General features: G+C 55.7%; 26 protein-coding genes. 7 read left to right on the top strand and 19 right to left on the bottom strand.

Annotated features, from left to right (window positions below; all coding sequences use genetic code 11):
- Positions 1–99 precede the first annotated feature (99 nt).
- From rseP to rpsB, 8 genes are all read right to left on the bottom strand, one after another.
- Complete coding sequence (gene rseP / locus CLR77_RS08395) at positions 100–1,449, bottom strand: sigma E protease regulator RseP (protein WP_097460180.1); 1,350 nt, start codon at positions 1,447–1,449, stop codon at positions 100–102.
- A gap of 86 nt (positions 1,450–1,535) precedes the next feature.
- Entirely contained in the window at positions 1,536–2,750 is a 1,215-nt protein-coding gene (gene ispC / locus CLR77_RS08390; protein WP_097460179.1) for a 1-deoxy-D-xylulose-5-phosphate reductoisomerase, read from the bottom strand.
- 8 nt (positions 2,751–2,758) lie between these two features.
- Positions 2,759–3,589 carry a phosphatidate cytidylyltransferase gene (locus tag CLR77_RS08385; RefSeq protein ID WP_097460178.1) on the bottom strand — a complete coding sequence of 277 codons (831 nt, stop codon included), beginning with the start codon at positions 3,587–3,589 and terminating at the stop codon, positions 2,759–2,761.
- A 27-nt stretch (positions 3,590–3,616) separates the two neighbouring features.
- Positions 3,617–4,420, bottom strand: coding sequence for a polyprenyl diphosphate synthase (gene uppS / locus CLR77_RS08380; RefSeq protein ID WP_097460177.1), 804 nt, complete (start codon positions 4,418–4,420; stop codon positions 3,617–3,619).
- Between the two features lie 109 nt (positions 4,421–4,529).
- Complete coding sequence (gene frr / locus CLR77_RS08375; RefSeq protein ID WP_097460176.1) at positions 4,530–5,087, bottom strand: ribosome recycling factor; 558 nt, start codon at positions 5,085–5,087, stop codon at positions 4,530–4,532.
- Between the two features lie 73 nt (positions 5,088–5,160).
- Positions 5,161–5,895: a UMP kinase gene (gene pyrH / locus CLR77_RS08370; RefSeq protein ID WP_097460175.1), complete on the bottom strand. Its 735-nt coding sequence runs from the start codon at positions 5,893–5,895 to the stop codon at positions 5,161–5,163.
- A 277-nt stretch (positions 5,896–6,172) separates the two neighbouring features.
- Positions 6,173–7,042 carry a translation elongation factor Ts gene (gene tsf / locus CLR77_RS08365; protein WP_097460174.1) on the bottom strand — a complete coding sequence of 290 codons (870 nt, stop codon included), beginning with the start codon at positions 7,040–7,042 and terminating at the stop codon, positions 6,173–6,175.
- A gap of 292 nt (positions 7,043–7,334) precedes the next feature.
- On the bottom strand, positions 7,335–8,075 hold the full coding sequence (rpsB, locus tag CLR77_RS08360; protein WP_097460173.1) for a 30S ribosomal protein S2: 741 nt from the start codon (positions 8,073–8,075) through the stop codon (positions 7,335–7,337).
- Between the two features lie 308 nt (positions 8,076–8,383).
- Here rpsB and map point away from each other — a divergent pair, with 308 nt between their 5' ends.
- The 6 genes from map (at position 8,384) to dapE (ending at position 15,924) form a co-directional block, all read left to right on the top strand.
- Positions 8,384–9,154, top strand: a complete 771-nt coding sequence (gene map / locus CLR77_RS08355; protein ID WP_097460172.1) for a type I methionyl aminopeptidase — start codon at positions 8,384–8,386, stop codon at positions 9,152–9,154.
- A 76-nt stretch (positions 9,155–9,230) separates the two neighbouring features.
- Positions 9,231–11,966 (top strand): [protein-PII] uridylyltransferase, encoded by a 2,736-nt coding sequence (locus CLR77_RS08350; RefSeq protein WP_097460484.1) that lies wholly within the window; start codon positions 9,231–9,233, stop codon positions 11,964–11,966.
- Between the two features lie 30 nt (positions 11,967–11,996).
- Entirely contained in the window at positions 11,997–13,193 is a 1,197-nt protein-coding gene (gene dapC / locus CLR77_RS08345; protein ID WP_097460171.1) for a succinyldiaminopimelate transaminase, read from the top strand.
- Between the two features lie 20 nt (positions 13,194–13,213).
- On the top strand, positions 13,214–13,561 hold the full coding sequence (locus CLR77_RS08340) for an ArsC family reductase (protein WP_097460170.1): 348 nt from the start codon (positions 13,214–13,216) through the stop codon (positions 13,559–13,561).
- A 92-nt stretch (positions 13,562–13,653) separates the two neighbouring features.
- Complete coding sequence (gene dapD / locus CLR77_RS08335) at positions 13,654–14,682, top strand: 2,3,4,5-tetrahydropyridine-2,6-dicarboxylate N-succinyltransferase (RefSeq protein WP_097460169.1); 1,029 nt, start codon at positions 13,654–13,656, stop codon at positions 14,680–14,682.
- A 111-nt stretch (positions 14,683–14,793) separates the two neighbouring features.
- The gene (gene dapE / locus CLR77_RS08330) at positions 14,794–15,924 is read left to right on the top strand and encodes a succinyl-diaminopimelate desuccinylase (protein ID WP_097460168.1); all 1,131 of its coding nucleotides are present in this window, start codon (positions 14,794–14,796) and stop codon (positions 15,922–15,924) included.
- Between the two features lie 43 nt (positions 15,925–15,967).
- Here the strand turns inward: dapE and CLR77_RS08325 are convergent, their stop codons facing one another.
- Positions 15,968–16,186 (bottom strand): SlyX family protein, encoded by a 219-nt coding sequence (locus tag CLR77_RS08325; protein WP_097460167.1) that lies wholly within the window; start codon positions 16,184–16,186, stop codon positions 15,968–15,970.
- Between the two features lie 217 nt (positions 16,187–16,403).
- On the opposite strand from CLR77_RS08325, the gene CLR77_RS20505 reads away from it, so the two are divergent.
- Entirely contained in the window at positions 16,404–16,940 is a 537-nt protein-coding gene (locus CLR77_RS20505; protein WP_097460483.1) for a cold-shock protein, read from the top strand.
- Between the two features lie 68 nt (positions 16,941–17,008).
- On the opposite strand, the gene CLR77_RS08315 is transcribed toward CLR77_RS20505, so the two are convergent.
- From CLR77_RS08315 to CLR77_RS08270, 10 genes are all read right to left on the bottom strand, one after another.
- Positions 17,009–17,389 carry a hypothetical protein gene (locus CLR77_RS08315; protein WP_097460166.1) on the bottom strand — a complete coding sequence of 127 codons (381 nt, stop codon included), beginning with the start codon at positions 17,387–17,389 and terminating at the stop codon, positions 17,009–17,011.
- A gap of 116 nt (positions 17,390–17,505) precedes the next feature.
- Positions 17,506–18,153 (bottom strand): hypothetical protein, encoded by a 648-nt coding sequence (locus CLR77_RS08310; protein ID WP_143269384.1) that lies wholly within the window; start codon positions 18,151–18,153, stop codon positions 17,506–17,508.
- Between the two features lie 15 nt (positions 18,154–18,168).
- On the bottom strand, positions 18,169–18,984 hold the full coding sequence (locus CLR77_RS08305; protein ID WP_097460164.1) for a hypothetical protein: 816 nt from the start codon (positions 18,982–18,984) through the stop codon (positions 18,169–18,171).
- 51 nt (positions 18,985–19,035) lie between these two features.
- Positions 19,036–20,442 carry a mannose-1-phosphate guanylyltransferase/mannose-6-phosphate isomerase gene (locus CLR77_RS08300; protein ID WP_097460163.1) on the bottom strand — a complete coding sequence of 469 codons (1,407 nt, stop codon included), beginning with the start codon at positions 20,440–20,442 and terminating at the stop codon, positions 19,036–19,038.
- Between the two features lie 51 nt (positions 20,443–20,493).
- Positions 20,494–22,470 carry a polysaccharide biosynthesis protein gene (locus CLR77_RS08295; RefSeq protein WP_097460162.1) on the bottom strand — a complete coding sequence of 659 codons (1,977 nt, stop codon included), beginning with the start codon at positions 22,468–22,470 and terminating at the stop codon, positions 20,494–20,496.
- Between the two features lie 252 nt (positions 22,471–22,722).
- Positions 22,723–23,280, bottom strand: coding sequence for a sugar transferase (locus CLR77_RS08290; protein ID WP_097460161.1), 558 nt, complete (start codon positions 23,278–23,280; stop codon positions 22,723–22,725).
- A 42-nt stretch (positions 23,281–23,322) separates the two neighbouring features.
- On the bottom strand, positions 23,323–24,258 hold the full coding sequence (locus CLR77_RS08285) for a UDP-glucose 4-epimerase family protein (protein WP_097460160.1): 936 nt from the start codon (positions 24,256–24,258) through the stop codon (positions 23,323–23,325).
- A 73-nt stretch (positions 24,259–24,331) separates the two neighbouring features.
- Positions 24,332–25,099: a glycosyltransferase family 2 protein gene (locus CLR77_RS08280; RefSeq protein ID WP_097460159.1), complete on the bottom strand. Its 768-nt coding sequence runs from the start codon at positions 25,097–25,099 to the stop codon at positions 24,332–24,334.
- Positions 25,100–25,102: 3 nt separating this feature from the next.
- On the bottom strand, positions 25,103–25,198 hold the full coding sequence (locus CLR77_RS20565) for a hypothetical protein (protein ID WP_097460158.1): 96 nt from the start codon (positions 25,196–25,198) through the stop codon (positions 25,103–25,105).
- A gap of 235 nt (positions 25,199–25,433) precedes the next feature.
- On the bottom strand, positions 25,434–25,742 hold the full coding sequence (locus CLR77_RS08270) for a hypothetical protein (protein WP_097460157.1): 309 nt from the start codon (positions 25,740–25,742) through the stop codon (positions 25,434–25,436).
- Positions 25,743–25,957 lie beyond the last annotated feature (215 nt).

Below are 25,957 nucleotides of genomic sequence, written 5' to 3'. Positions count from 1 at the left end.
ATGCGTTAATTATTGGTAGACGCGGACCTGTTACGGTCGCCTTTACACATAGAAAACCCCATAACGGGTCCATCCATGTGAAATGGAAAGGCGCAATTTTCACAACCGCATCAGGTCGTTGTAAAGGGCAATAACCATTAAAGTGAAGATAAGCGCAATCCCGATACGCATCCCCACTTCCTGGGCGCTCTCTGAAAGGGGCTTACCGCGGATGGCCTCAATGCCGTAATAGAGAATATGCCCACCATCCAAGACGGGCACCGGGAGCAGGTTCAAGACTCCCAGACTGATACTGACGTAAGCCAGGAACCCAATAAAATCCTCGAACCCGGAACTGACACTGGCTTCTGCCACCCGGGCGATGGTGATCGGTCCACTGATATTGTGAATAGACAGCATGCCGGTCAACATCTTGCCGATCGCAACCAGCGTGACATGGGTATCATCCCATGTCTGCGCAACCGCGTTGGGAATCGCAGTCAGCGGGTTATAACGGGTTTTTCGCAGGTACTTCTCTGGCCATTTCACCGTTTTCGGTGCCGCGCCGATATGGCCAATTTTCTTGCCGTCGGTCGCAGTGAATTCGCGCGGCGTCATCCGTAACGTCACATCACGACCACTTCTCGACACGACAACATCCAGCGTTTGCCCCGCCGACTTTTTTATCCAACCGACAAAACCCGCCCAGTTATCGATCTTGTGTCCATCGACGCTAAGCACCCGATCCCCAGCCATCAAGCCAGCCGACGCAGCAGCCTGCCCCTTGAGCACTTCGCCAATGACCGGCGCGATGTCCGGCTGCCAGGGCTGAATACCAAACAACGCAATCGGATCCGGCTCTCCACCGGTCAGTGACCACCCATTTAGCGCTACCTTATGATGCGCCGTCTGGCCGTCACGGGAGGTTTCCAGGGTCAGAGTGCCATGCTCGCCTGCCCGTTCGAGCAAAGCTATGCTGACCTGACGCCAAGAAGGCGTCGTCTGCCCATCGATATACGTAATTTCATCACCGTTCTGCAGCCCTGCCTGTGCAGCCAGCGATTGAGGTTTTACGGTCCCCACGACAGGTGCAACGGTGGTAAAGCCCACAACGCTCAATATCCAATACGCAAAAATGGCGAACAGGAAATTCGCTATCGGCCCTGCGGAGGCAATCGCAATGCGCTTGATCGGCGTCTGGCGATTGAACGCAAGATGAAGCTGGTCCGCCGGCACAGGCCCTTCGCGCTCGTCCAGCATCTTCACATAGCCGCCCAGCGGAATAGCCGCCACCGCAAACTCGGTTCCGTGGCGATCGAAACGGGACCACAGGGGCTTACCGAAGCCAACAGAAAAACGTAGCACCCGAACGCCGCAACGACGCGCAACCCAAAAATGACCGTACTCGTGAATAGTGACCAGAATGCCAAGGGTCACCAGTAACGAGAGAATAGTTTCAATAATGTGCATGCAACTCCTACCCGCCGCCCGAGATCGTCACGCACTCTCGGTTAACGATTACCGGCAACTGATATCTGACGCTGATCCACCGGGATTTAGCATCGGTTCCGCACTAGACCTTCGGCATGATGCCGGGCCAGACGGTCCTGTTCGAAGATCACCTCAAAACTGTCAGCATCGACCCCAGCCAAAGCCGCCAGCGTCCCTTCTATAACGACAGGGATATCGGTGAACCGCAGGCGCCCTTCCAGGAAGGCTGCCACCGCGACTTCGTTGGCGGCATTGAGCACCGCTGGTGCCGAGCCTCCCATTTTAAACGCCTCTGCGGCCAAGTTTAGACAGGGGAAGCGGTCAAAATCCGGTCTTTCGAAGTGAAATTTCTGTAAGGCAAAGAGATCCAGCGAACCAACACCCGCATCGATCCGTTCCGGCCAGGCCAAACCGTTCGCAATGGGCGTGCGCATATCCGGGCTCCCCAATTGAGCCAGGACCGAGCCGTCCACATATTCCACCATCGAGTGGATGATACTCTCCGGATGAACATGGACTTCCACCTTATCCGGCGACGTATTGAACAGCCAGCAGGCTTCGATGAGTTCGAGCCCCTTATTCATCAATGTGGCCGAGTCGACCGAAATCTTGCGCCCCATCGTCCAATTCGGATGCGCACAGGCCTGCTCCGGCGTCACGCTATGCAGATCCGCCGCAGACGTTTGGCGAAAAGGACCTCCGGAGGCGGTCAACAGTATGCGCCGGACCCCAGCCTTAGCCGGATCACGGAGATGTTCGGCGGGCAGGCACTGGAAGATGGCATTGTGCTCACTATCGATAGGAAGCAGCTCGGCACCCGCATCGACCACGGCCTGCATGAAGAGCGCCCCGGACATCACCAGGGCCTCTTTATTGGCCAGCAACACCCGCTTTCCGGCGCGCACCGCCGCCAACGTCGGCACCAGGCCCGCCGCACCGACGATGGCCGCCATCACGGTGTGTACTTCGGCATGGGAGGCGGCGAGACAGAGCCCCTCCTCGCCACTGAGCACTTCCGTTGACGTATTCGACAGCAGATCCCGAAGCCGATCCGCGGCCTCCGTACTGGCCATCACAGCCATCCTGGGCCGGAATCGGCGACACAACGCTGCCATCTCCTCTACACGGCAGGCCGCAGTCAACGCAAAAACACGAAAACGTTCGGGATGACGTTCGATCACATCCAGGGTGCTCAAACCAATCGAACCGGTCGCACCCAGGATCGTAACCTGGCGCAGGGAGGAGTCGGCCGTTCCGGCTTCGGCAGAAACTGTTTGCATTCGGGAACTCACCCCGTCACTCGCATTAGCAGCGTCATACACAACGAAAAGACCGGGATGGCAGCCGTCAGACTATCGATTCGGTCCATGAAGCCGCCATGACCGGGCAGCAACTGGCTGCTATCCTTCAGGCCACAATAACGCTTCAGCATACTCTCAAAAAGGTCACCGACCACCGACACCAGCGCGACAAAAAGGCTAACCAGCAACAATCCGGTTGCCTGTACGCCACTGCAGCCTGTCAGCAGGGATACCACAATGGCCAGCAAGCCGACAGATGCCAGGCCACCGTAGACGCCCGCCCACGACTTACCTGGACTGACCCGTGGAGCCAGCTTGCGATGGCCCCAGCGTCTGCCAGCAAAGAAGGCGCCAATATCCGCGGCCCAGACGATGCACAGGGTATAGAGAATCAACACCAGATTATTGTGCACGCTACCAAGAGCGAAGTCGCCATTGCGCAGATGATTCAAGCCAATCCAGGCTGGGATCAGCACCACCACGCCCATCAGACTGCGGACGGGAACCGCCCGCCAAGCGTCAACGGCAGCCGGGTAACGGGCAATCATGACCAGAGCGATAATCCACCATGCCGCAGCCAGCCATAAAATCGGCAGTGCAGGCGCATGACGTAACAAGAACATCAGCAGCGCCATGGCCAGCGCATAACCGATACGTGCAGCCTGGCCCTGCCAACCGGACATCCGCGCCCACTCCCAGGCACCGATCGTGATGATGGCGCCTGTAAACAGGGCAAAACCATGGGGCGGAAGAAAAAACAGGCCGCCGACCGCAATCGGCGCCATGATCAGCGCAGTCAGTACTCGTTGCATCAACACGACAGGAAATCGCCCTTCTGGCAGGCTTCAGGAAGAGCCGCGTACTGCAGCGGTCGGCAGCTCGGCCGATTCTTCGGCTACGGAGAGTTGGTCGTCTGTCTGCCCAAAGCGCCGTTTACGGTGCGAGTAGGCCTCCAATGCCTTCAACATTTCGGCCTGCTTGAAATCCGGCCAATAGACACTGGAAAAGTAGAATTCTGTATAGGCCAGGTGCCACAACATGAAATTGCTGACTCGCTCCTCACCAGCCGTACGAATCAACAGATCCGGCATAGGGAGGTCGCCCAGCATCAGTCGGGCCTGGAACACGTCCTCGGTGATTTCATCAGGAGACAACCGGCCGGCAGCTACCTCTTGCGCCAGCTGCCGAGTGGCCTGCAGGATATCCCAATGACCACCGTAGTTGGCCGCAATCGCCAGGGTCAATCCGGTGTTGCCGGCCGTCATTTCTTCGGCCTTTGCCATGTGCTCCTGCAGTATCGGCGAGAATTTGCTGCGGTCGCCGATGATACGCAGACGGATGTTATTCCGCTGCAGCTTGCGTACTTCCCGGCGCAAAGCGAACAGGAACAGACGCATGAGGGCACCAACCTCATCGGCCGGACGACGCCAGTTCTCGCTACTGAACGCAAACAGCGTCAGCACCTCGACCCCTTCTCTGGCGCAGGTTTCCACTACGGCGCGAACGGCCTCTACTCCGGCCTTGTGTCCCGCCACCCCGAGCAGGCCACGAACTTTGGCCCAACGGTTGTTGCCATCCATGATGATGGCTACGTGGCGGGGACATTTTGCAGCTTCGGTCGGGATTGCCGCCGATATCCGCTCCGTCATGATCTCCCCTATCAGTTACATCCCTCGCCCCTCATGGGGCACAAACACCGGCATTGTTATGCTGGTACAGACTCCGGGCACCGCCGCTCCGGCACCCGAAAGGAGGGCATCAAATTTCCATCAAATCCGCTTCTTTTTCTTTCAGGAAGCGATCCACCTCAGCCACGTAACGATCGGTCAGTTTCTGAATATCGTCCATCGCCTTACGCTCCTCATCTTCAGAGATTTCCTTCTCTTTGAGGAGTTCCTTGATATCGTTATTCGCATCGCGACGCACGTTGCGAACAGCCACCCGGGCATGCTCAGCTTCGTTACGCGCATGCTTGACCATCTCTTTACGGGTTTCTTCGGTCAGCGCTGGCATCGGCACCCGGATAAGGTCGCCCGTCGAAGACGGGTTGAGCCCCAAATCCGAGGACATGATCGCCTTCTCGATGACGGGAACCAGGTTTTTCTCCCAAGGCGACACCGCCAAGGTGCGGGAATCTTCCGCCGTCACACTGGCAATCTGCTTCAGGGGCGTTTCCTGTCCATAGTAATTCACCATGACGCTGTCCAGGATACTGGGATGCGCGCGGCCGGTGCGGATCTTGTTGAACGCCACGTGCAGCGATTCGATGGACTTCTTCATCCGGTTTTCAGTGTCTTTTCGGATTTCCGTAATCACTTGCCTTCATCCCCTTACTTACTCGATGAAACCGGCCGGCTCGAAACCGACCTTCTGCATAGCTCAACAGCCGTCAATCCTTTTCGATCAACGTGCCTTCATTCTCGCCGACCATAATACGGGTCAAGGCGCCGGCCTTATTCATGTTAAAAACACGAACAGGCATATCGTGATCCCGACAGAGGCAGATCGCTGTGAGATCCATCACACCAAGCTTACGATCAAGCACAGCATCATAAGTCAGGCGATCGAATTTTTCCGCGGTCGGGTCTTTCATTGGATCTGCCGAGTAGACACCATCCACCTTTGTCGCCTTTAAGACAATATCCGCTTCGATCTCAATGCCGCGTAGACAGGCCGCAGAGTCTGTCGTAAAAAACGGATTTCCGGTACCCGCACAGAATATCACGACATCACCGTCCTTCAGGTCACGAATTGCACGGCGACGATCATAATGCTCCACGATGCCGCTCATGGGAATGGCGGACATCACACGCGTCCGGATATTGGAGCGCTCGAGCGCGTCGCGCATCGCCAAACCGTTCATGACCGTTGCCAGCATACCCATGTGGTCGCCGGTCACCCGATCCATCCCCGCGGCATGCAACGCTGCACCGCGGAAAAGGTTGCCCCCGCCGATAACCAGCCCGACCTGAACACCGATGCCGATTAGCGCGCCAATTTCCAGGGCCATGCGATCCAGGACCCGAGGGTCGATACCAAAATCGATCTCACCCATCAAGGCTTCGCCGCTGAGTTTGAGCAGCACACGCTTGTATCGGGGCTGGGATTGGGTGGGCGCTGGCATAGAGGGCTCCTGTCTTTGACGATTCAAGTGAAAGATCCGGCTCGACGGCAAAACTGAGCGGTTCCGACTGAAGAATCAGCCTGATCGCAACACCGGGACCACCGCAACAGCTCGCGCGCCGAAACGGTGGAGATATATACAAGTGGGCCGCACCGACCCGAATCACTCCAGATCAGACGTGCGGCGCACCTTTTACTTCATCCTGCGGTGGGCGGGGTGGCGTCGGTACAGCTCACGACGACCGGCTGCCGGCGACAGCACCCCAACCCCAGGAGGATCAGGACTTATTGATACCCGCAGCAGCAGCCACTTCGGCAGCAAAGTCCACTTCTTCCTTTTCGATACCTTCACCGACTTCCATTCGCACGAAGGCCAGCACTTCACCGCCGGCAGCCTTCACCAAGGCACCCACTTTCTGATCGGGGTTCTTAACGAACGGCTGGTCGACCAGGCTGTTTTCCTTGAGGAATTTGCTGATACGGCCGGAAACCATTTTCTCGACGATCTCTTCCGGCTTGCCCGCCATATCCGGCTGCGCCTTGATGATTTCGCGCTCTTTTTCGATCAGCTCCGCCGGCATGTCGTCAGACTTCACGACACGGGGATTAACAGCCGTCACATGCATGGCTACGTCACGAGCCAACTCGGTATCGCCCGCGCTCAGGGCAACGACCGCTGCGATTTTGCTGTTGGAGTGAACATAGCCGCCGACAACCGCGCCTTCCACTTCAAGGGCACGACGCACGGAAATGTTTTCGCCGATTTTCTGGACCAGCGCCTGACGCTTCTCTTCCAGCTCACCTTCCATCAATTTGGCGATGTCGGTTTCGCGACGCTCGAAGGCATTGGCCAGAACCTCGCTGGCAAACGCCATGAAGTTATCGTCACGAGCGACGAAGTCAGTTTCGGAGTTGACTTCCAGGACCAGTGCCCGCGTGTTGTCGTCAGAAACCTTAACCAGCACAACACCTTCAGCGGCAGTACGGCCTGCTTTCTTGGCGGCTTTCAGGCCGGAAGACTTACGCAGATCGTCAATCGCTTTTTCGATATCACCCTCAGCCTCTACCAGCGCCTTTTTGCATTCCATCATGCCCAGGCCGGTGCGCTCACGGAGTTCTTTAACTTGTGCGGCAGAAATTGCAGCCATGATCGTTCCTCTTTAATTCAATGCGCCGGGCCTCTGGGCCCAGACGGTTAACCGGACGGTCGGCGCCACGCCAGGCGCCTGTCAAACACGCGAATCCGGGGCAAACAGACACTCCCCACCAGGATCACCGGAGCACTGTTCCGATACCCGGGGCCTTCGCGGCCTCCCCGTTAAACCAGAATTGCATGACATCCATCACGCGATCGCGACAGGCTGGGCCAATACCCGGAACCTTTAAAAAAAGGGGGAACAAAGCCCCCTTTTTTCTATCTGTCGAGACCTGTGGACGCCCTTACTCGGCTGCCGGCAGCTCTTCGCTGACTTCGACGAACTCGTCAGGGCTTGCACCACCAGCCTGAGCACCTTCCATGCAGGCATCTGCGATAGCCTGAACATAGATCTGCACGGCACGGATAGCGTCATCGTTACCCGGAATGACGTAATCCACGCCATCGGGGTCACTGTTGGTATCCACGACACCGATTACCGGGATACCCAGCTTGTTGGCTTCCTTGATCGCGATGCGCTCGTGGTCGACATCGACAACGAACAACGCGTCAGGCAGGCCGCCCATATCCTTGATACCACCGATGCTGCGCTCGAGTTTTTCCATCTCACGCGTGCGCATCAGCGCTTCTTTCTTGGTCAGCTTGTCGAAGGTGCCGTCTTTGCTCTGGGCTTCCAGCTCACGATAACGACGAATCGACTGACGAATCGTCTTATAGTTGGTCAGCATGCCACCCAACCAACGATGGTTGACGAAAGGCATGTTGGAGCGTTCGGCTTCTTCTTTGATGATCTTGCTGGCCGCACGCTTGGTGCCGACAAACAGGACCTTGTTCTTGTTCTCGGCCAACTGCTGAACGAACTTCAGCGCGTTGTTCATTGCCGGAACGGTGTGTTCAAGGTTGATGATATGAATCTTGTTACGTGCGCCGAAAATGTACTTGGACATTTTCGGATTCCAGTAACGGGTCTGGTGACCGAAGTGAGCGCCTGCCTTCAGCAGATCGCGCATACTGACTTGTGCCATGATTTCACCTGTAATGATTGGGTTTGTCCTCCATGTGTCCCATTACCCAACCGGCAAGCCGGCACCCGGGCAACGTGTCGACACATGTGTGTCATTGACCGAAACCGTCCCTGAGAACACATTCTCAGAGCATGCAGCTCCGGCGGGCGCGTTTATAGCACAAACACCCCCATCAAGGCCAGAATTTTACACTTAAAGCCTGCGCATTTCGCCCTGCGGTAGCAGCCAACTCAAGCGCCTGCGCGTTTCTTTCCGCCCCTCCAGTCGCTAGAATAGCGGTTTTGGTTATCAATTTCGGTGGGAACACTATGACTGCTACGATTAAGACCCCCGAGGAAATCGAGAAGATGCGAGTGGCAGGCAGACTTGCCGCCGAAGTCCTGGAGATGATCGAGCCCTACATCAAGCCCGGCGTCACCACGGGAGAACTGGATCGCATCTGCCACGATTACATCGTCAATGAACAGAAGGCTATTCCGGCACCCCTGAATTATCGCGGCTTTCCGAAATCCATCTGTACCTCGGTTAACCACGTCATTTGCCACGGCATCCCTTCTGACAGCAAGCTACTGAAGAACGGCGACATCCTGAACATCGATATCACCGTCATAAAGGACGAGTATCACGGCGACACCAGTAAGATGTTTTTCGTCGGCGAACGTAAAATTGCCGCCGAGCGCCTGGTTCGGGTAACCCAAGAGTGCATGTATAAAGGTATCGAGCTGGTACGCCCCGGCGTGAGACTGGGCGATATCGGACACGCTATCCAGACCCACGCGGAAGCGCATCACTACTCGGTCGTAAGGGATTATTGCGGCCACGGGATCGGTCGCGTATTCCACGAAGAGCCGCAGGTCATGCACTACGGCAAGCCCGGCACAGGGTTCGAGTTGAAGGAAGGCATGACCATTACCATCGAGCCCATGATCAACCAGGGCAAATTCCAGTGCAAACTGCTACCTGACGGATGGACCGTTGTCACCAAGGACCATAAACTGTCGGCGCAATGGGAACATACGGTACTGGTGACCGCCGACGGGTATGAAGTGTTGACGCGTCGCAGTGAAGAAACCTTCTGAGCCGTAAACGGCACGGGCCACGAGCATGACTATGGGGACTCGCGTCACTGGCGAAGGCCAGTCGATTGATCAGTCGATGGAGGCCACGTCGCAGACCGGCCATGCGCTTGCGCATTTCGTCGACGAGGCAGCCTTACAGGCGCGAATTGATGCCGCGCCTTCGCCGGTCACACCGATCCGGGAAACACTCAAAGCATTTCAGGCAGCCCAGGGAGAAGCCTTTCTCGCCGGTGACGACGTCCGCCAGTTGGTGGCCGCCCGGGCGGCAGTCATCGACGCGATCCTGCGGGTGCTCTGGTCCCAATACCATTTCTCGGCCAGCCACGATATCGCCCTGATTGCCGTCGGCGGATATGGCCGCGGCGAACTGCATCCCCATTCCGATATCGACCTGCTGATCCTGACCCGCCTCGGCGTGGAAGATTCCTGGCAGGAAGAGCTCTCGGCTTTCATTACCCTGCTATGGGATATGAAGCTGGATATCGGGCACAGCGTTCGCAGTATCGAGGAATGCATCGGCGCCGCACGCGAAGACGTCACCATTCTGACCAACCTGCTGGAAACCCGCACGATTGCCGGTGTGGATGCCTTACGTGAAAGCCTCAGCCTGCGCGTGTATTCCGATGAGGTCACATCGGATCGAGCCTATTTCCTGGCCAAACGCGAAGAGCAGCGTCAGCGTCACGAGAAATATGGCGACACCGAATACAACCTCGAACCCAACCTGAAGTCATCGCCAGGCGCCCTTCGCGACATCCAGACCATAGGCTGGATTACCAAGCGGCACTTTGGCTTGCAAAGCACCGCAGACCTGACCCGCTTCAGCATTCTGACGGACGAGGAATATCAGGTCCTGCAGGATGGCGAGACCTTCCTCTGGCGTTTGCGCTTCGGTCTGCAGATGATTGCCGACCGCAACGAGAACAGGATGCTGTTCGACTACCAGCGGGCCCTGGCGGACATGCTGGGCTATCTGGACGATGAGGAAAAACTCGGTGTAGAACGGATGATGCAGGAATATTACCGCACCGTTCTCGCACTGGCGGAGCTGACAGACGTTATCCTCCAGCACTTCGACGAAGCGATCCTCAACGATCCCTCCAATGAAGCCCTTATCCCCCTCAACAAACGTTTCCAGATCCGCAACCATTATATCGAGGCGATCAACAACCAGGTCTTCGCCTATGCGCCTTACGCACTGATGGAAATTTTCGTGCTCATGGCGCAGCACCCCGAAGTGCGCGGCATTCGAGCCACAACCATTCGCTCTATTCGTGCGCACCGTCACCTGATCGACGACGCCTTCCGTCATGACCTCGCGGTCACGACATTGTTCATGGAACTGCTGCGCACGCCTCACCCGTTGCACCGCACCCTGTCCTACATGAAGCGCTATAACGTGCTCGGGCGCTACCTGCCGGAATTCGGCCAGATTGTCGGCCAGATGCAGCACGACCTTTTCCACATTTATACGGTCGACGCGCACACTCTCCGCGTTATCCGCAACATGGTAAAACTGCGCGAGCCTGAAGGTCGTACCAACTATCCGCTGGCCTCCCGCCTTATCCATCGACTTCCAAAAATGGAGCTGCTGTATATTGCCGGCCTTTACCATGACATTGCCAAAGGACGGGGCGGCGACCATTCGGAGCTGGGCGCGACCGATGCCGAGGCATTCTGTGCGCGACACCATTTGAGCGCGCGCGATACCAAGCTGGTTGCCTGGCTGGTCGAGAATCACCTGCTCATGTCGATGACGGCACAGCGCAAGGATATCTCCGACCCGGATATCATTCACGCCTTTGCCCGCGAAGTGCCGAGCCAGGTGCACCTCGACTACCTGTACGTACTGACGGTCTGCGATATCAGTGCGACGAATCCGAAACTCTGGAATACCTGGCGCGCCTCCCTGCTGCGCCAGCTGTTCATCGAAACCAAGCGAGCCCTGCGCCGCGGCGTGGAAAAACCGGTGGACCGCAACGAGTGGATCAAAGCCACCCAGACAGAGGTCCGGGAACTGCTGTATGCCCAGCACTTTACCGACGATCAGATCGACCGAATCTGGAACATGCTGGACGAGGATTATTTCCTGCAGGATTCGACGGTGGATATCGCCTGGCAAACCTCTGCGATTATCCGCCACGGCGACAATACGGCGCCGCTCGTACTGATCCGCGATACAAAAGGCGGTCCCAGCGACGGTTTTACCCAGATCGTAATATGGGTGCCCGAACGCATCGACCTTTTTGCTGCCACAACGGCCGTGCTGGAGCAGCTAAACCTGAATATCGTGGCGGCCCGTATCAGCAGCAGTCTCGGGCCATTCAGTCTCAGCAGCTATGTCGTGCTCGATGAACAGGGACAACCCCTGGGCAAGGACCCCGCCCGCCGCGAACGGGCGCAGAAAAAGCTCGTGGAAGAACTGGACGATCCGGAAGACTACCCGGACATCATCCAGCGCCGCACGTCCCGACAGCTCAAACATTTCGCCTTCCCCACGGAAGTGACCTTTTCCAACGATACGGTCAACCAGCGCACACTGATGGAAGTGATCACCCCGGATCGCCCCGGCCTGCTGGCCCGGATCGGCCAAATCCTCCTGGAGCACCGGGTTCGACTCGTCAGCGCCAAGATCGCCACCCTCGGCGAACGCGTAGAAGACGTGTTCTTCGTTACTGACGAGGATGGAGAACCCCTCAGCGATGCAGATGTGTGCCTGCGACTACAAAACAGTCTCTGCCAACAGCTTGATGAAGTCGCCGGCGTGGAGAAAAACAAGCCGCTCCCGACACGCGATCGCCTGAAAAGCTGATCCACAGACACAAGGACGCCCGGTCAACCGATGAACCCGAACCTGAAGCGACTGCAACCCTATCCGTTCGAAAAACTGGCTAACTTAAAGGCCGGCATCACGCCGCCTGCAGACCTTCGGCCGATAGCACTTTCGATCGGTGAGCCAAAGCATCCGGCCCCAGCCTTCGTCAAACAGGTGCTGATCGACCGCCTCGATCAGTTGGCCGTCTATCCCAGCACCAAAGGGCTGGACGAGCTGCGGGAGGCTATCGCCCAATGGGCCAGCAACCGCTTCAAGCTTAAGCCCGGCTCGCTGACCGGCGCACACCACGTCTTACCTGTGAACGGCACACGGGAAGCGATTTTTTCGCTGACCCAGGCGGTGATCGATCCCGCCAAGCCCGCATTGGTGCTCAGCCCCAATCCGTTCTATCAGATTTATGAGGGAGCTGCCTTTCTCGCCGGTGCCCAGCCCCACTTTCTGCCATGCGAGGAAAGCAACGGGCTCATCCCCGACTTCGGTGCGGTACCAGAGACGATCTGGAAGCAATGCCAGATCCTGTTCCTCTGCTCTCCGGGCAACCCGACTGGCGCCGTGATTCCGCTGGAAACACTCAAAACGCTTATTGCCCTGGCCGACCGGCATGACTTCATCATCGCCTCTGACGAATGCTATTCGGAGATCTATCCGGACGAACTGGCACCGCCTCCAGGTCTTCTCGAAGCTTGCGCAGCAATGGGCCGGGACGACTACCGTCGCTGCGTGGTCTTCCACAGCCTGTCGAAGCGCAGTAACCTCCCAGGCATGCGCTCCGGCTTTGTTGCTGGTGATGCCGCGTTGCTGAAAGATTATCTGAGTTATCGCACCTACCATGGCAGCGCGATGCCGATTCAACACCAGTGGGCCAGTATCGCGGCCTGGCAGGACGAGGAGCACGTCAAGGTTAACCGCGACGCCTATCGCGCCAAGTTCGACGCTATGCTGACACGCCTGATGCCGCTGATGAATGTCCGTCAGTCCGACGCTGGTTTCTACCTCTGGCCGGAGACCCCCATCGACGACACCCTGTTCGCGCGGGAGTTGTTTGCCCAACAGAACGTCACTGTTCTGCCCGGAAGCTATCTTTCACGCGAGATCGACGGCATCAACCCCGGAGCCAACCGCATCCGCATGGCCCTCGTTGCCCCTCTTGAAGAGTGCGTGGAAGCCGCCGAGCGCATCAGTCGCTTTATTCAACAACTTTAACGCCCGAAACTGGAGATATCATGCTGACCGTTTACGGCATCAGTAACTGCGACACCGTAAAAAAGGCCCGCCGTTGGCTGGATGAGCATGCCGTCATCTACCGTTTTCACGACTTTCGCAAAGATGGCCTGAACCGAGAGCAACTGGAAGCCTGGACCGAAGAGCTGGGCTGGGAAAACCTGCTCAACCGCCGGGGCACTACCTGGCGAAAACTTCCGGAAACGGTTCGTGATAATATGGACGCCCACCAAGCCATCGAGGTGATGCTGGAGACTCCAGCCATCATTAAGCGACCTCTCGTCGACGCGGGCGCGCAGCGCCTACTCGGCTTCGACGCGGAGCTATGGAGTAAAAAGCTGGCGAGCTGAAGAGCGAACCTGCAGGCAAGTCATCGCAACACACATTACGAACCACCGGCCGCCAAGGCCGCCCAACGCAATACAGGGAGTCAGAACCCATCATGAGCTTTGCATTCGGCATCGGTATCGGTACCCAGAACCAGAAACGGGAATGGCTGGAGGTTTATTACCAGAAACCGCTGTACCTGCCCGATCCCACCCTGATGGAAGTGGTTCGTAACCTGCTGCCCTATCGTGGCGGCAACGAAGCCATTGAAGTCTCGTCCGAGCAGTTAAAGGCACTGGCAGATGGCCTTCGCAATGCCGGGATCGACGACCAGGCGAAACTCGCCGATATGGCTTCGGAAAGCCAGCGCCCTGTCGTCATTACACTGCTTGAACACGACGAAAAGGCCGCCAATACACCGGAAGTCTATTTGAAGCTACATCTGCTCTCGCACCGCCTGGTCAAGCCCCACGGTGTGGCGTTGGATGGCATTTTTGCCCAGTTGCCGAATGTAGCCTGGACCAACGAAGGTGCTATCGATCTGGCTGAACTTCCTCAACGCCAGCTACAAGCTCGCCTGAATGACCGTATTCTTGAGGTGAAGTCCGTCGATAAATTCCCCCAGATGACAGATTACGTGGTTCCGGGAGGCGTTCGTATCGCTGATACCGCCCGCGTACGCCTCGGCGCCTATATCGGCGAAGGCACGACCATCATGCACGAAGGTTTCGTCAACTTTAATGCCGGAACCGAAGGCAAATCGATGATTGAAGGCCGGGTCTCCGCCGGCGTGATGATCGGTCTCGGCTCCGATCTGGGTGGCGGCTGTTCGACCATGGGTACATTGTCCGGCGGCGGTAACATTGTCATCTCCGTCGGCGAGAACTGCCTTATTGGCGCCAACGCCGGCATAGGAATTCCTATCGGGGATCGCTGTACTGTCGAGGCAGGCCTGTATATCACTGCCGGCACCAAAGTGGCATTGTTGGACGACAAGAACGCACTGGTCGAGGTCGTCAAGGCGCGAGACCTGGCCGGCAAGCCTGACCTGCTGTTCCGCCGTAATTCACAGAACGGCGCGGTGGAATGCAAAACCAACAAGACGGCCATCGAGCTGAACGACATCCTGCACAGTCACAACTGATTCGCAGAACCTCCATTAAAACACGGCGCCGATCGGCAATAGCCGGCGGCACCGTTTCAAGGGCGGAATGCCTATTTGGCACTCTGCCCACGATTTCAGGAAGCCCAAACCATGAGCAGCGCCTCGGATACCTTCGATCTGACCTGCGAACTGATTCGCCGCCCTTCCATCACTCCGGATGATGCCACCTGTCAGGACCTGCTTGCACAGCGCCTGGAAAAGCTTGGCTTCCGTATTGAGCGCCTGCGTTTTGCAGAAGTCGACAATCTATGGGCCCGCTTGGGTGATAGCGGTCCGGTCCTGGCCTTTGCCGGACATACCGATGTCGTACCCTCGGGACCTGAGGGCCAGTGGTCGTTCCCACCTTTCGAGCCTACAGTGGCAGATGGTCACCTCTATGGTCGCGGCGCGGCGGATATGAAAGGCAGCCTTGCAGCCTTCGTGACAGCTTGCGAACGTTTTCTCGCTCACCGACGACCTAACGGCAGCATTGCATTACTGCTTACCAGCGATGAAGAGGGCCCGGCCCACAATGGCACCGTCAAAGTGGTAGAAACCCTTGAAGCCCGCAACGAAAAGATCGACTGGTGCCTGATCGGCGAACCCTCCAGTAGCGATCAGGTGGGAGACGTTATTAAAAACGGCCGGCGGGGTTCCCTACACGGCCACCTGCGGATTAAGGGTATCCAGGGTCATGTGGCCTACCCGCACCTTGCCGACAACCCCATTCATCGTGCGGCACCAGCCCTGGCGGCGCTGACAGACGAGGTCTGGGACGAGGGCAACGAATTCTTTCCGGCAACGACGTTTCAGGTAACGCAAATCCACGCGGGCACCGGCGCCAGCAATGTCATTCCCGGCGAGCTGTCGGTGAACTTTAACTTCCGTTACTGTACGGAAGTGACCGCGGAGCAATTGGAACAACGGGTGAGCGCCATACTCGACCGTTTCGAATTGCGCTACGAACTCCAATGGCAATTGAGCGGCGAGCCCTTCCTGACCGCCAGAGGAGCACTGGTGGAAGCCGCCGTGTCCAGTATTCGGGAAATCACAGGCCAGGAAACCCAACTGTCGACGTCAGGCGGCACATCCGATGGTCGCTTTATTGCACCGACCGGCGCCCAAGTCGTCGAGCTTGGCCCGGTCAACGCCACTATTCATAAAATCGACGAATGTGTCCGGGTTGAGGATCTGGATAGACTGTCATCCATTTACGAGCGCATTCTGGAAAACCTGCTTTAACCGGCAAACAATCTCCCGGTCCCGCCGCCGTTTTATTTCATCGTCAATAGTGCGGTGGCGGAACCTCCTCATCCAGACTGCGGATGTCTGAAGATTTCAGTGACTCCACATGATCACGCATCAGACGGTTCGCTTCCCAGAGTTTTTGGATTTCCAACTGCTGGTCTGCCACCTGGTCATTCAAAACAGCAATGATATCGTCCTGAAAAGCCATCCGACTCTCCAGTTCAATCAGCCTATTTTCGATATCTTTCTCACTCATTGCTCAAGCCCTTCGTCAGTCATTGAACTGTTCTGTTATTATTGTAACTTTACATCGAGCCGATGACCCCTTATTCGACGTTTCATCCGTCGACGGCGGGCTGGAACCCTAGACTTTCGATACCCATCGAAGGCCCGGGGATTACGGACATTGGCCGATGCTATTTGTTAGAGCTGTGTTCATCATCGACATAAAAAAGACGGAGCGAGAGCTGTTCATGCAAAACATGGTTAGAGCCGGTTTAGCGGCCCTGTTGATCGCCATTCCTGCCCCCTTCATCCTGGCGGCGCTGTTGTTGTGTTTCAGTCCCGAGTTATTCAACTTCCGTACGGCCGGTAACGTTGATTCCATTTGGACCGATACCGCCACCCTACTGGGATCCGGTCCCGGTTTCCTTGCCTACTTTTGGAGCTTCATCCTGTTCTTCCTGGTAGGGCTGATCAACAGTGTGCTGATCCGAAAGGCATCTTCCAACCGCACGCGTACCCATCGTAGTCGTGCAGCGACGTCGTACAACACGCCAAGCAGTGACAACAGCGGCGACGGCACCGAAGAAGGCACGGTGAAGTGGTTTAATGTTAAAAAAGGGTTTGGATTTATTCTGCGGGATAACGGCGAGGAAATTTTCGTCCACTTCCGCGCCATTCAAGGTCACGGACGCCGGGTTCTGCGACAGGGCCAACAGGTTCGCTTCGACGTCGTTGAAGCGGACAAGGGCCTGCAAGCCAGTAACGTGTCCATAATTGGCGAATGAGTAAAGGTACCGGCATCAGCCGGTACCTTACTACGGATGCCGGCAGACCTCACCCGTCCGCCGGCTCTTCAACGCCAGCGAACCTGCTCTTCGCCGCTCTCATCGATCCGCCACCAGAACTCGTCTTCCGGGTCTTCACCTTCCTGCCACCCCCCAGTACTGCAACGCACTTCTTTACCGAGCATCTGGAACAACTCCCGCGCGCAGGAAAGATCATCCTCCCAGGGGGCATCAGGCGATTCAAAAAGAACGCAGAGATAGTGCTTCCCGTGCGCTTCAGGGAAAAGCGTCACCGGAATGCGGAGATCATCGAGGTAGACCCCCCCCTTTGCCACAGACTTGGGCGATCGGATGTTCAGATCCACGCGATCAAAGCGTGCTGACAGCCAGCGGGAAACGGTTTCGATGTCGACGTCACGAATATAGATTTCGATATCAGACGAGTGCATGGTGGCCTTATTTATAGAGTCATCAAGCTCCTCAAGATACGGAAAATGCGAGCACATTTCACCCCAATCCCCGCATCGAACCACGCTTTCGCAAAGCTTTTCCGCCCGCATCCCGGTCAGTACTCAACAAGGCGGATCTTACCTCGTCGAACCGAACTAGAAAGAGGCAAGCCCTCCTGACGAAGACGCTCCTCAATCACCGCAGACCGGTCGATGACCATCTCATCGGCACTCGCCCGGCGCTCCATCCAATCCGCTTCGTAGGCGGCGAACTCCACACCCAACTGTCTCAGATGCTGATCGGCTTCCCGCACCTGTTCCCGAGCGCCCTGCACCAGGCAAAAACGGCGCCGGTCTTCCAGTTGATCGCGCAACGCCAATAACTGGGCGCACCCGGCCCCTCGCCAAAGCTGAAGACGGGTGGCGGCGCCTTCAATCAGCGCCAGTGCTCGCCCAGGATGTGCCGGCAAGTTCGCATTTTCGGTCTCTTCAGTCATATTCTCATCCAAAGAGACCGACAGGCAGGCCGCCGCCCTTAACGCCGCATCTCGAATGACAACACCCAGCTCCCTTTCCAGTCGCGGCTGATGTAAGCGCAACACAGCCAGCACCTGAGCGACGGTGGTAACCGGCACGGCTTGCTGAGTCACCCTCAGACCGAGAGCAGCAATCCAGCGGTGTTCAGTGACGTCTTCAAGAAGTGGCCGTGTCGCAGTGATCAAGGCGCCATGCGCTGCTGCCTTCAACAGTCGGGCCCACGGCAATCCAGGCTGCTTCGCTCAAAGAGCCGAACACCCCGGATCCATCACCAGGCAGGTGGAAATTCCCCCATGACCGAGATAATCCGCCGCAGCCTCCAAAAGCCCTTCCAGATCATTGCTGCGGGACAGCACCTCAACATCCAGGGCCAGAAACGCCACCCGTCCTAAACGGCCATCGGGGACGGCGTCAGCCAAGGTTGCCGCATAACGGATAAGACTTGAGCAGCCACTGCCGGCTTCGCCCCACAGGCAGTGTATAGAACCAGAACTCTGTCGTCCTATACTGACCAACAAATCCCTCGCAGACTCGATCCAGTCGGTTTGCACGGCCACCAGGAAAGGGCGCTCAAGCGAAAGGGGACGCAGGCATAGAGGGCGAGTCATTACCTCACGGGAAGACTTTACCTCAGCCATCCCATCCCGATAGCGACGAAAGTTAACCTCTCCGACCTTTTCTAACACCGCCACGTAGGCTTTGTGCGACAGTCTATCGGCGTCGTAAACCATCACTTTCAGTAGATCGGCCACGGACAGCCAGGGACTGTCACACAGGTCTCGCGCGAGGGATAGCCAGTAGACCAGTTGAGAGCACAGCCCGCCGCTCTCGCTGGGCGGAGTGGTCAGTGGCTGCTCGCACTGGATCGTGCGCACCAATTCGTCCTGATCCACCGCACACCGCGAAAGGAAGGGCACCAGGGCCTTATCGACCTGCAACAATTCCAGCAGGAAGTCTTCCACCGAGATTGCGGCACCACCTCGGCGATCGACTTCAGTTTTGGCCTGAATAAGGGCATTCTGACAAACGGGGTCCAGGCATCCTTGCCAGTCTTCCATGATCAACTCCTTGATCTCTTCCTTGAATGAAACGGTCCGAAGGGACGTAATTTAACAGCGGTTATACGTATCCTCGAAGCGCACGATGTCGTCTTCACCAAGATAACTGCCGGTTTGGACTTCAATCAACTCCAAAGGAATGACTCCCGGATTCGAGAGACGATGAACAACACCGACCGGAATATAAGTGGACTGATCCTCGGTAAGCAAGGTTTCCTCATCGCCGCGGGTCACAAGCGCCGTACCACGAACGACAACCCAGTGCTCGGACCGATGATGATGCTTCTGTAACGAAAGCTTCGCTCCCGGATTCACCGTTATTCGCTTAACCTGAAACCGGTCACTCATGGAGATCCCTTCATAGGTCCCCCACGGACGGTGGACTCGCTTGTGAAACCGGTGCTCCAGACGATCCTGAGCCTTAACCTGCGCGACAAGCTTTTTGACATCCTGCACCCGGTTCTTATCGGCAACAAGAACAACATCGTCCGTTTCAACGATCACATGGTCCTGAAGTCCAATCGCAGCAATAAGCCGACCTTCGGAATGAATGTAGGAGTTATAAACATCTTCTACGATCACATCCCCTTTAAACACATTACCCTGCTCATCTTGCGCTTGAATTTCCCAAAGCGCCGTCCAGGAACCAATATCGCTCCAACCCGCATCTAGCGGTACGACAACAGCGTCACTGGTCTTTTCCATGACGGCATAGTCGATGGATTCTTCAGGGCAACTGGCAAAAGCATCCGCATCGACCCGAGTAAAGTCGAGGTCCTTCTGACGATTCGCGTAAGCCTGGCGGCAGGATTCCAGGATATCGGGGCGAAATTTCCCGAGTTCTTCCAGATAACGGTCTGCCCGAAAGAGGAATATGCCGCTGTTCCAGTAATAGTTACCCGCGTTCAAGTAACTTTCTGCGGTTTCCAAATCGGGCTTTTCTACAAACTGGGATACGGGCGACCAGTTACCACTGCGCCGTTCAGATTGAATGTATCCATATCCCGTATGAGCACTTTGAGGAACGATGCCAAAAGTCACCAGATGGCCTGACTGGGCAGCCTTCTCAGCAACAGACACCGCTAGGTGAAAGGCCTCGGTATTGGCGATGACATGATCGGATGGCATAACCAGCAACGTCGCGTCTGGATTCGATTCCATCGCCATCAAAGCAGCGAGAGCAATGGCCGGCGCAGTATTCCGACCCACGGGTTCCAAAATAATCTCGTGGTTGATTTCTGCACATTGTTTCTGCAAATGCGCAGCAACGATAAAGCGATGCTCCTCATTAGTGACGCCGATAACATGATCACAAGCATCAATCGCCTTAGCCCGCTCAATAGTCTCTGCCAAAAGAGACTCCGCTGAAACCAAAGACAGGAATTGTTTGGGATAAGCTTCTCGTGAAAGCGGCCACAGGCGAGTCCCTGAACCACCAGAAAGGATGATAGCGTGCATGAAGATCCTCAATACCCCTGGAGCAAAAACCGCTCCAGGTAAACAAGAGTGTTAGTGGTGGCGCGATAGCCCCGGGATGGGCGTCACTTTACTGGCAGTCTCACTGAACTGCCCTTCGACGAAACCGGCCGAAGCCGTCGTCTGCTTCCAGACCAGATCTTCCATTTCCGAGGAAGGTGAAAAGTCAGTAGGGGCCGCAAGGAGTAACGCTCTAACCTGTTCGCAATCGAAAACATGACAGGCCCCATCCAGCTCTTTGAGCAACCCGGCAATATCATCCCATTCCATATAGCGCTCCCTGGCCTTCATAATGCGAGGATGCTCCGTCCCCTGGGGATCATTGCCAATCAGCAGCTCTTCATAAAGCTTTTCTCCGGGGCGCAATCCGGTATAGACGATCTCAATATCGCCATCAGGATGTTCCGAGTCCTTTACTTCATAACCCATTAAGCGAATCATTTTCTGGGCCAATTCGGAAATACGCACATGCTGCCCCATATCCAACACAAAGACTTCGCCCCCTTTAGCAATACTACTGGCCTGAATCACCAGTTGCGCCGCTTCCGGAATGGTCATAAAGAACCGGTAGATATCGGGATGGGTCACCGTAACCGGTCCACCCTGCCGAATCTGCTCACGAAAAAGAGGAACAACCGATCCTGAGGAACCCAGCACATTGCCAAAACGCACCATACAGAAACGGGTTTTATCCTGACGTAACGCAAGCCCCTGAAGGACCAGTTCCGCCATCCTTTTGCTGGCACCCATCACATTGGTCGGACGTACGGCTTTATCTGTCGAGATCAATACAAAAGTCTTAACGCCGGCCCGAATCGCCGCCTCGGCCGCATACCAGGTACCGAACACATTGTTACGAACTCCTTCAACGACGTTGTGCTCTACCATGGGCACATGCTTGTAGGCTGCCGCATGATAGACGGTATCGATCTTAAAAGTTCGCATAATCACTTCAAGACGGTGTTCCTTCTGCACAGAACCCAGGATAGGGCGGATTTCCACATCCAATGACTCTGCAGCCAAAAGCGCCAGCATCTCTCTCTCTAGCGCATAGAGCCCATACTCGGACAGTTCCAGAAGAACCAGAACCTTGGGCCGCTGGCGCACGATCTGGCGACAAAGTTCAGAACCAATAGAGCCTCCTGCACCGGTCACCATTACCGTTTTGCCAGCGATAGAGGATTGTAATAGATCAGTATCCGGCACCACCGGATCGCGCCCAAGCAGATCCTCAACGTCCAGGTCCCGCACTTCGCTGATGCGGGCCTTCCCAGCCAAGATCTCTGCGAAGTCGGGCACTGTCTGCACCGCAATACCCAAAGGTTCAAGAAAGTGCAGTATCTGACTGCGCTGGGCATGTGGAGCATTGCCCAGCGCGAGCAACACCCGGTGGATACCTTTCTTCTCAATCAATCTGGCTATTTGGGAAGGTGCGTAGACTTTCAAACCATTGATAATACTGCCGTGCTTGGCGTCATCATCATCAACGAAGCCTACAGCCTGAAACTCCCCGCCATTTGCAAGGGCGGAGGCCAATTGCCTGCCGGTTTCTCCAGCGCCGTAAATAAGAATTTTACCCTTAGGTTTCTGATTAATCAGAAATACCCACGATCTTACAAGAATCCTGGAGCCCCCGGTAAAGATCAGCGCGATGGCAAAATAGATAATAGGTACAGATCGGGGGACAAAGACGTGCAGCAAGAACCCAAGGGCCATCAAAGACAGGGTCGAAAAACCGACAGCGGCTATCACACTCATAACCGCCTGATTACTCAGATATCGAATGATGGCCCTGTAAAGCCCCAACCTGATAAAGGCAAAAATCGTAATCGCAACCGTTGTACCAAACACAAAATACGACTGCCATCCCTGGGGGACATATAACTGATCCAATCGCAAAGAAAATGCCAACCAGAGTGCCAAGGAGAGCAGAAAAGTGTCAGCAAACACCGAAATGACGCGCTTATGGAATCTTGGCAGATCCAAGAATCGACTGAATACCGAACCCATGGTGGACCAAATCCTTGGTAAAAAATGTGTGCCTTATTTTAGTTGCTGGTAAGCATAATGGACAATGGATATTGCCTTCCCGCCAGGAAGGGAGTTCTAGTCGCAGTGGTTATTTTTCAAACCACCCACTTCAGCGAGGAAACGCCACAATAACTGACTTGATCTTCAGGCTGCTCATTTTGCGTTCAATCAACTTTTTGGCATAGTCGCTTGAGCAACCAGTTATCGCAGAGACAACCCCCGAAAAGCCGATCATTTGGGGCGAGCCACTCGATCGCCAGCCCCCTTACCGGCGACAGTCATTAAGATGTACCTGAAGTACGCCCCCACTGTCAGACCTTGCAACATCTGCTGGTCGGTTTCGGCCAGCCGTTTTGGCTCAGACATATCAATATCATTCACCTGCGCTAGCCCGGTAATGCCTGGACGGGCGGCGAGCACGCCGCGCTGATCGCGCTCGTCAATCAACTCCTTCTGATTGAACAGGCTGGGACGAGGGCCGACCAGGCTCATCTCACCCTTCAGCACATTCCACAACTGGGGCAGCTCATCCAGTTTCGTGCGACGCAGGAAACTGCCAAACGGCGTAATGGCGTCGGCGCTGGCCAGATGGCTGGCTACTGAGGCGGTATCCCTTCTCATGGTGCGGAACTTCACCAGCGTGAACGGTTTTTTGTGACGCCCTACCCGCTCCTGCCAGAAGAGAGGCGAACCGGTATCAAAGAAACCGATAATCATCAGCAGCAACAATACCGGAAAGCCGAACACCAATCCCAGGAGTGAAAAAACAATATCAAACACGCGGATCAACTCAGATACTCCTATTGACGCCCTGCTTGCGGGCTAGTGCGATTACTTTGGAAAACATCGCCTCAACCCCTCTTCCACCGATACAGGCGGCTGCCAGCCCAACACGTTACAGGCCTTGGTGATATCCACCTGTAAAGAGCCGAGCAGCCGCTGTGCAACCGCCCTTTTACCAAGCACCGTTGCACCCAGCATCAACAGCACGGCGGGCACAGGCACGAGACAGAGCGCCTTTCCCCTGGCTTTAGCCACCGCGCGCAGCAGCTCCGTGGTGGAAAGATCCTGCCCATCTCCGGCCAGAAACACCTGATTGGCGGCCGCCGGATGATCAATACAAGTCATAATCAGATCAACCAGATTATCCAGCGCCACCAGGGAACGCCGGTTGTGGATGGCGCCAAGTGGCAGGGGCAGGCCGTATTCAAGCAGCCGGATCATGCTGGCAAAGTTACCCTTCACCTCCGGCCCATACACGAGCGGGGGGCGAATAATTACCACCTCCATTCCGCTTTCAGCCGCCAGTTCCTGAAGCCCTTGCTCGGCTTCCCACTTGGAAATGCCGTAGGAGTCTTCAGGGGCTGGCGTATCGGCTGCCGTGAACGGCTTACCCAAAGGCGTCTGCTCACCGTTGACCTTAATGGAACTGATGAAGATAAAGCGCTTGACACCGGCTTCGGCGGCCTGACGAGCAAGGTTGAGAGTGCCATCAACATTGACCTTTCGGTATTCAACCAGAGGGTCGGCGACTTTATCTTTCATGACGTGAGCGCGGGCTGCGGCGTGAATCACAACGTGCTGCCCAGCCAAAGCATCGAACCAATCAGTCGCAGCGTCAATCCCTGCAACCGCCACCTTACGACCATGTGCTTTGACTGCCTCAAACCTTACAGCACTGGTTAATTCAAACCTTTTCTGCTCGCACAGATACAGAGACAGTCTTCGACCCAAAAAACCAGAAGCACCTGTCAGCAAAACACGCATGATAAAGACTGCCAATCGGAGGTGAGCGATAAATAGAGGTGAATAATCAACCAGCTTATATATTCAATAGAAATCAGCCGCCTCTTTTGATAGCCAGCACCTGAGTAACGAGCTTATAAGGCAGACGGCACATCAGCAAAATAGAGCTGGCATGAACTCCATTCTCGCTTAATGAGCGTTTCATCTCAGCCGTGATTACCTGGTTACTTCTCCAGCCCGCAGTACTCGCACCTCCGGTACGCATTCTGACCCAGGTCTTATGGGCTAGATGATATTGGGCGCCATCCACCAACAACAAGCGGACGAGAAAATCAAAGTCAGCCGCAATTTTATAGCCAAGCTTGTAAAGTCCGACACGCGCATACGCCGATTTACGCACAAAAACAGCTGGGTGAGGCGGCATCAAGCCAAAGCGAAACATCCAGGGTTTAAACTTTCCTGCCCTGTAGGCACGTATCGGCCGGTTCAGGTTATCCTCGCGAACAAAATCGACATCACCCAGCACTACCTCCGTTGCGGGGTTCGCCGCAAAGATGGACGCCACCTCTCTGAGCACATCCCCATTCAAGTAAAAATCATCCGAGTTCAGAATGCCGATAACCTCACCCGTTGCACTTTCCACGCCCTTGTTCATGGCATCGTAAATCCCCTGGTCCGGCTCAGAAATGCATTCCGTTACCAGCTCAGGATAGTCCCGAATGACTCGCAGCGTTCCGTCGTTCGAGCCGCCATCAATAATGATATATTCCAGGTCCGGGTAATGCTGGGCAACCACGGAATCCAAAGTTGTTCTGATCGTCGCTTCACTATTGTAGGACACAGTAATCAATGAGATCTTCAAGTTCTATCCTCGGGCTCGGCCACACTGATTGCCAAAGCGCAAAACGTCATCTTTGCCCTGATAACTGCCGGGCTGAACTTCAATCAATTCCAGAGGAATCTTTCTAGGGAATGGGCTTCACCAGTGGGTATGAAGGTCGGTTCGCTTTAGGTCACCAGGAAGGCCTTGACACCATTGGTGATCCTAACCGTAGGATGATCACCACCCCGTACTCAACTCGGTCGTAGTGTATCTGTAACGAAAGCTTGTCACCCAGTTTGACAGTCATGCATTTTGCAGGTTCGTTCTTGGAGGTGTCATATTCTCGCCCAAGCTCTATACGCTTCACTATGATTTAAAGCTCATGACGGCCACTGCTCCAGATGGCTTCCACCACTCTTTTAACATACGGCAACCTATTACTGCGTGCGATCAACACCGCATCCTTGGTTTCCACCACCACTAGATCATCCGCACGCAACGTAGTCATAAACCCATGTTCAGCGCAAATCAAACTGTAATGAGAGTTCATTACCTGCACATCCTCGCTACAGTCATCACCCTGCGAATCATTCTCGCTGGCATCTTCCGGAATCGCAGTTTCTTCCAACGCGGCATAGTAAATGAAACCTTTCGGGCAGTCACCTAAAGCCAATGCCTCCACTTAAATAACGCCGAAGCCTTGTATCAGTTTCGAAGGCATCAGGCAGGTATTCAGCATATTGGCACCGTGTTCACACAAGGCGCCCAGTTACACGCTGACCTTGGGCATAAACATTCCGCAGTTTCAGTAATAATCACCAGATTAAAAATATTCCTCTGCGGTTTCAAAGTTGGGTTTCTCCACAAAAAGCACCAAAGCATAACCGTTGCACGGCA

It is taken from the genome of Mangrovitalea sediminis (genome assembly GCF_002514725.1).
GTDB lineage: Bacteria > Pseudomonadota > Gammaproteobacteria > Pseudomonadales > Oleiphilaceae > Mangrovitalea > Mangrovitalea sediminis.
Note: the sequence above shows the minus strand (reverse complement) of the source record. Positions and strands in the feature narration are given on the sequence as shown.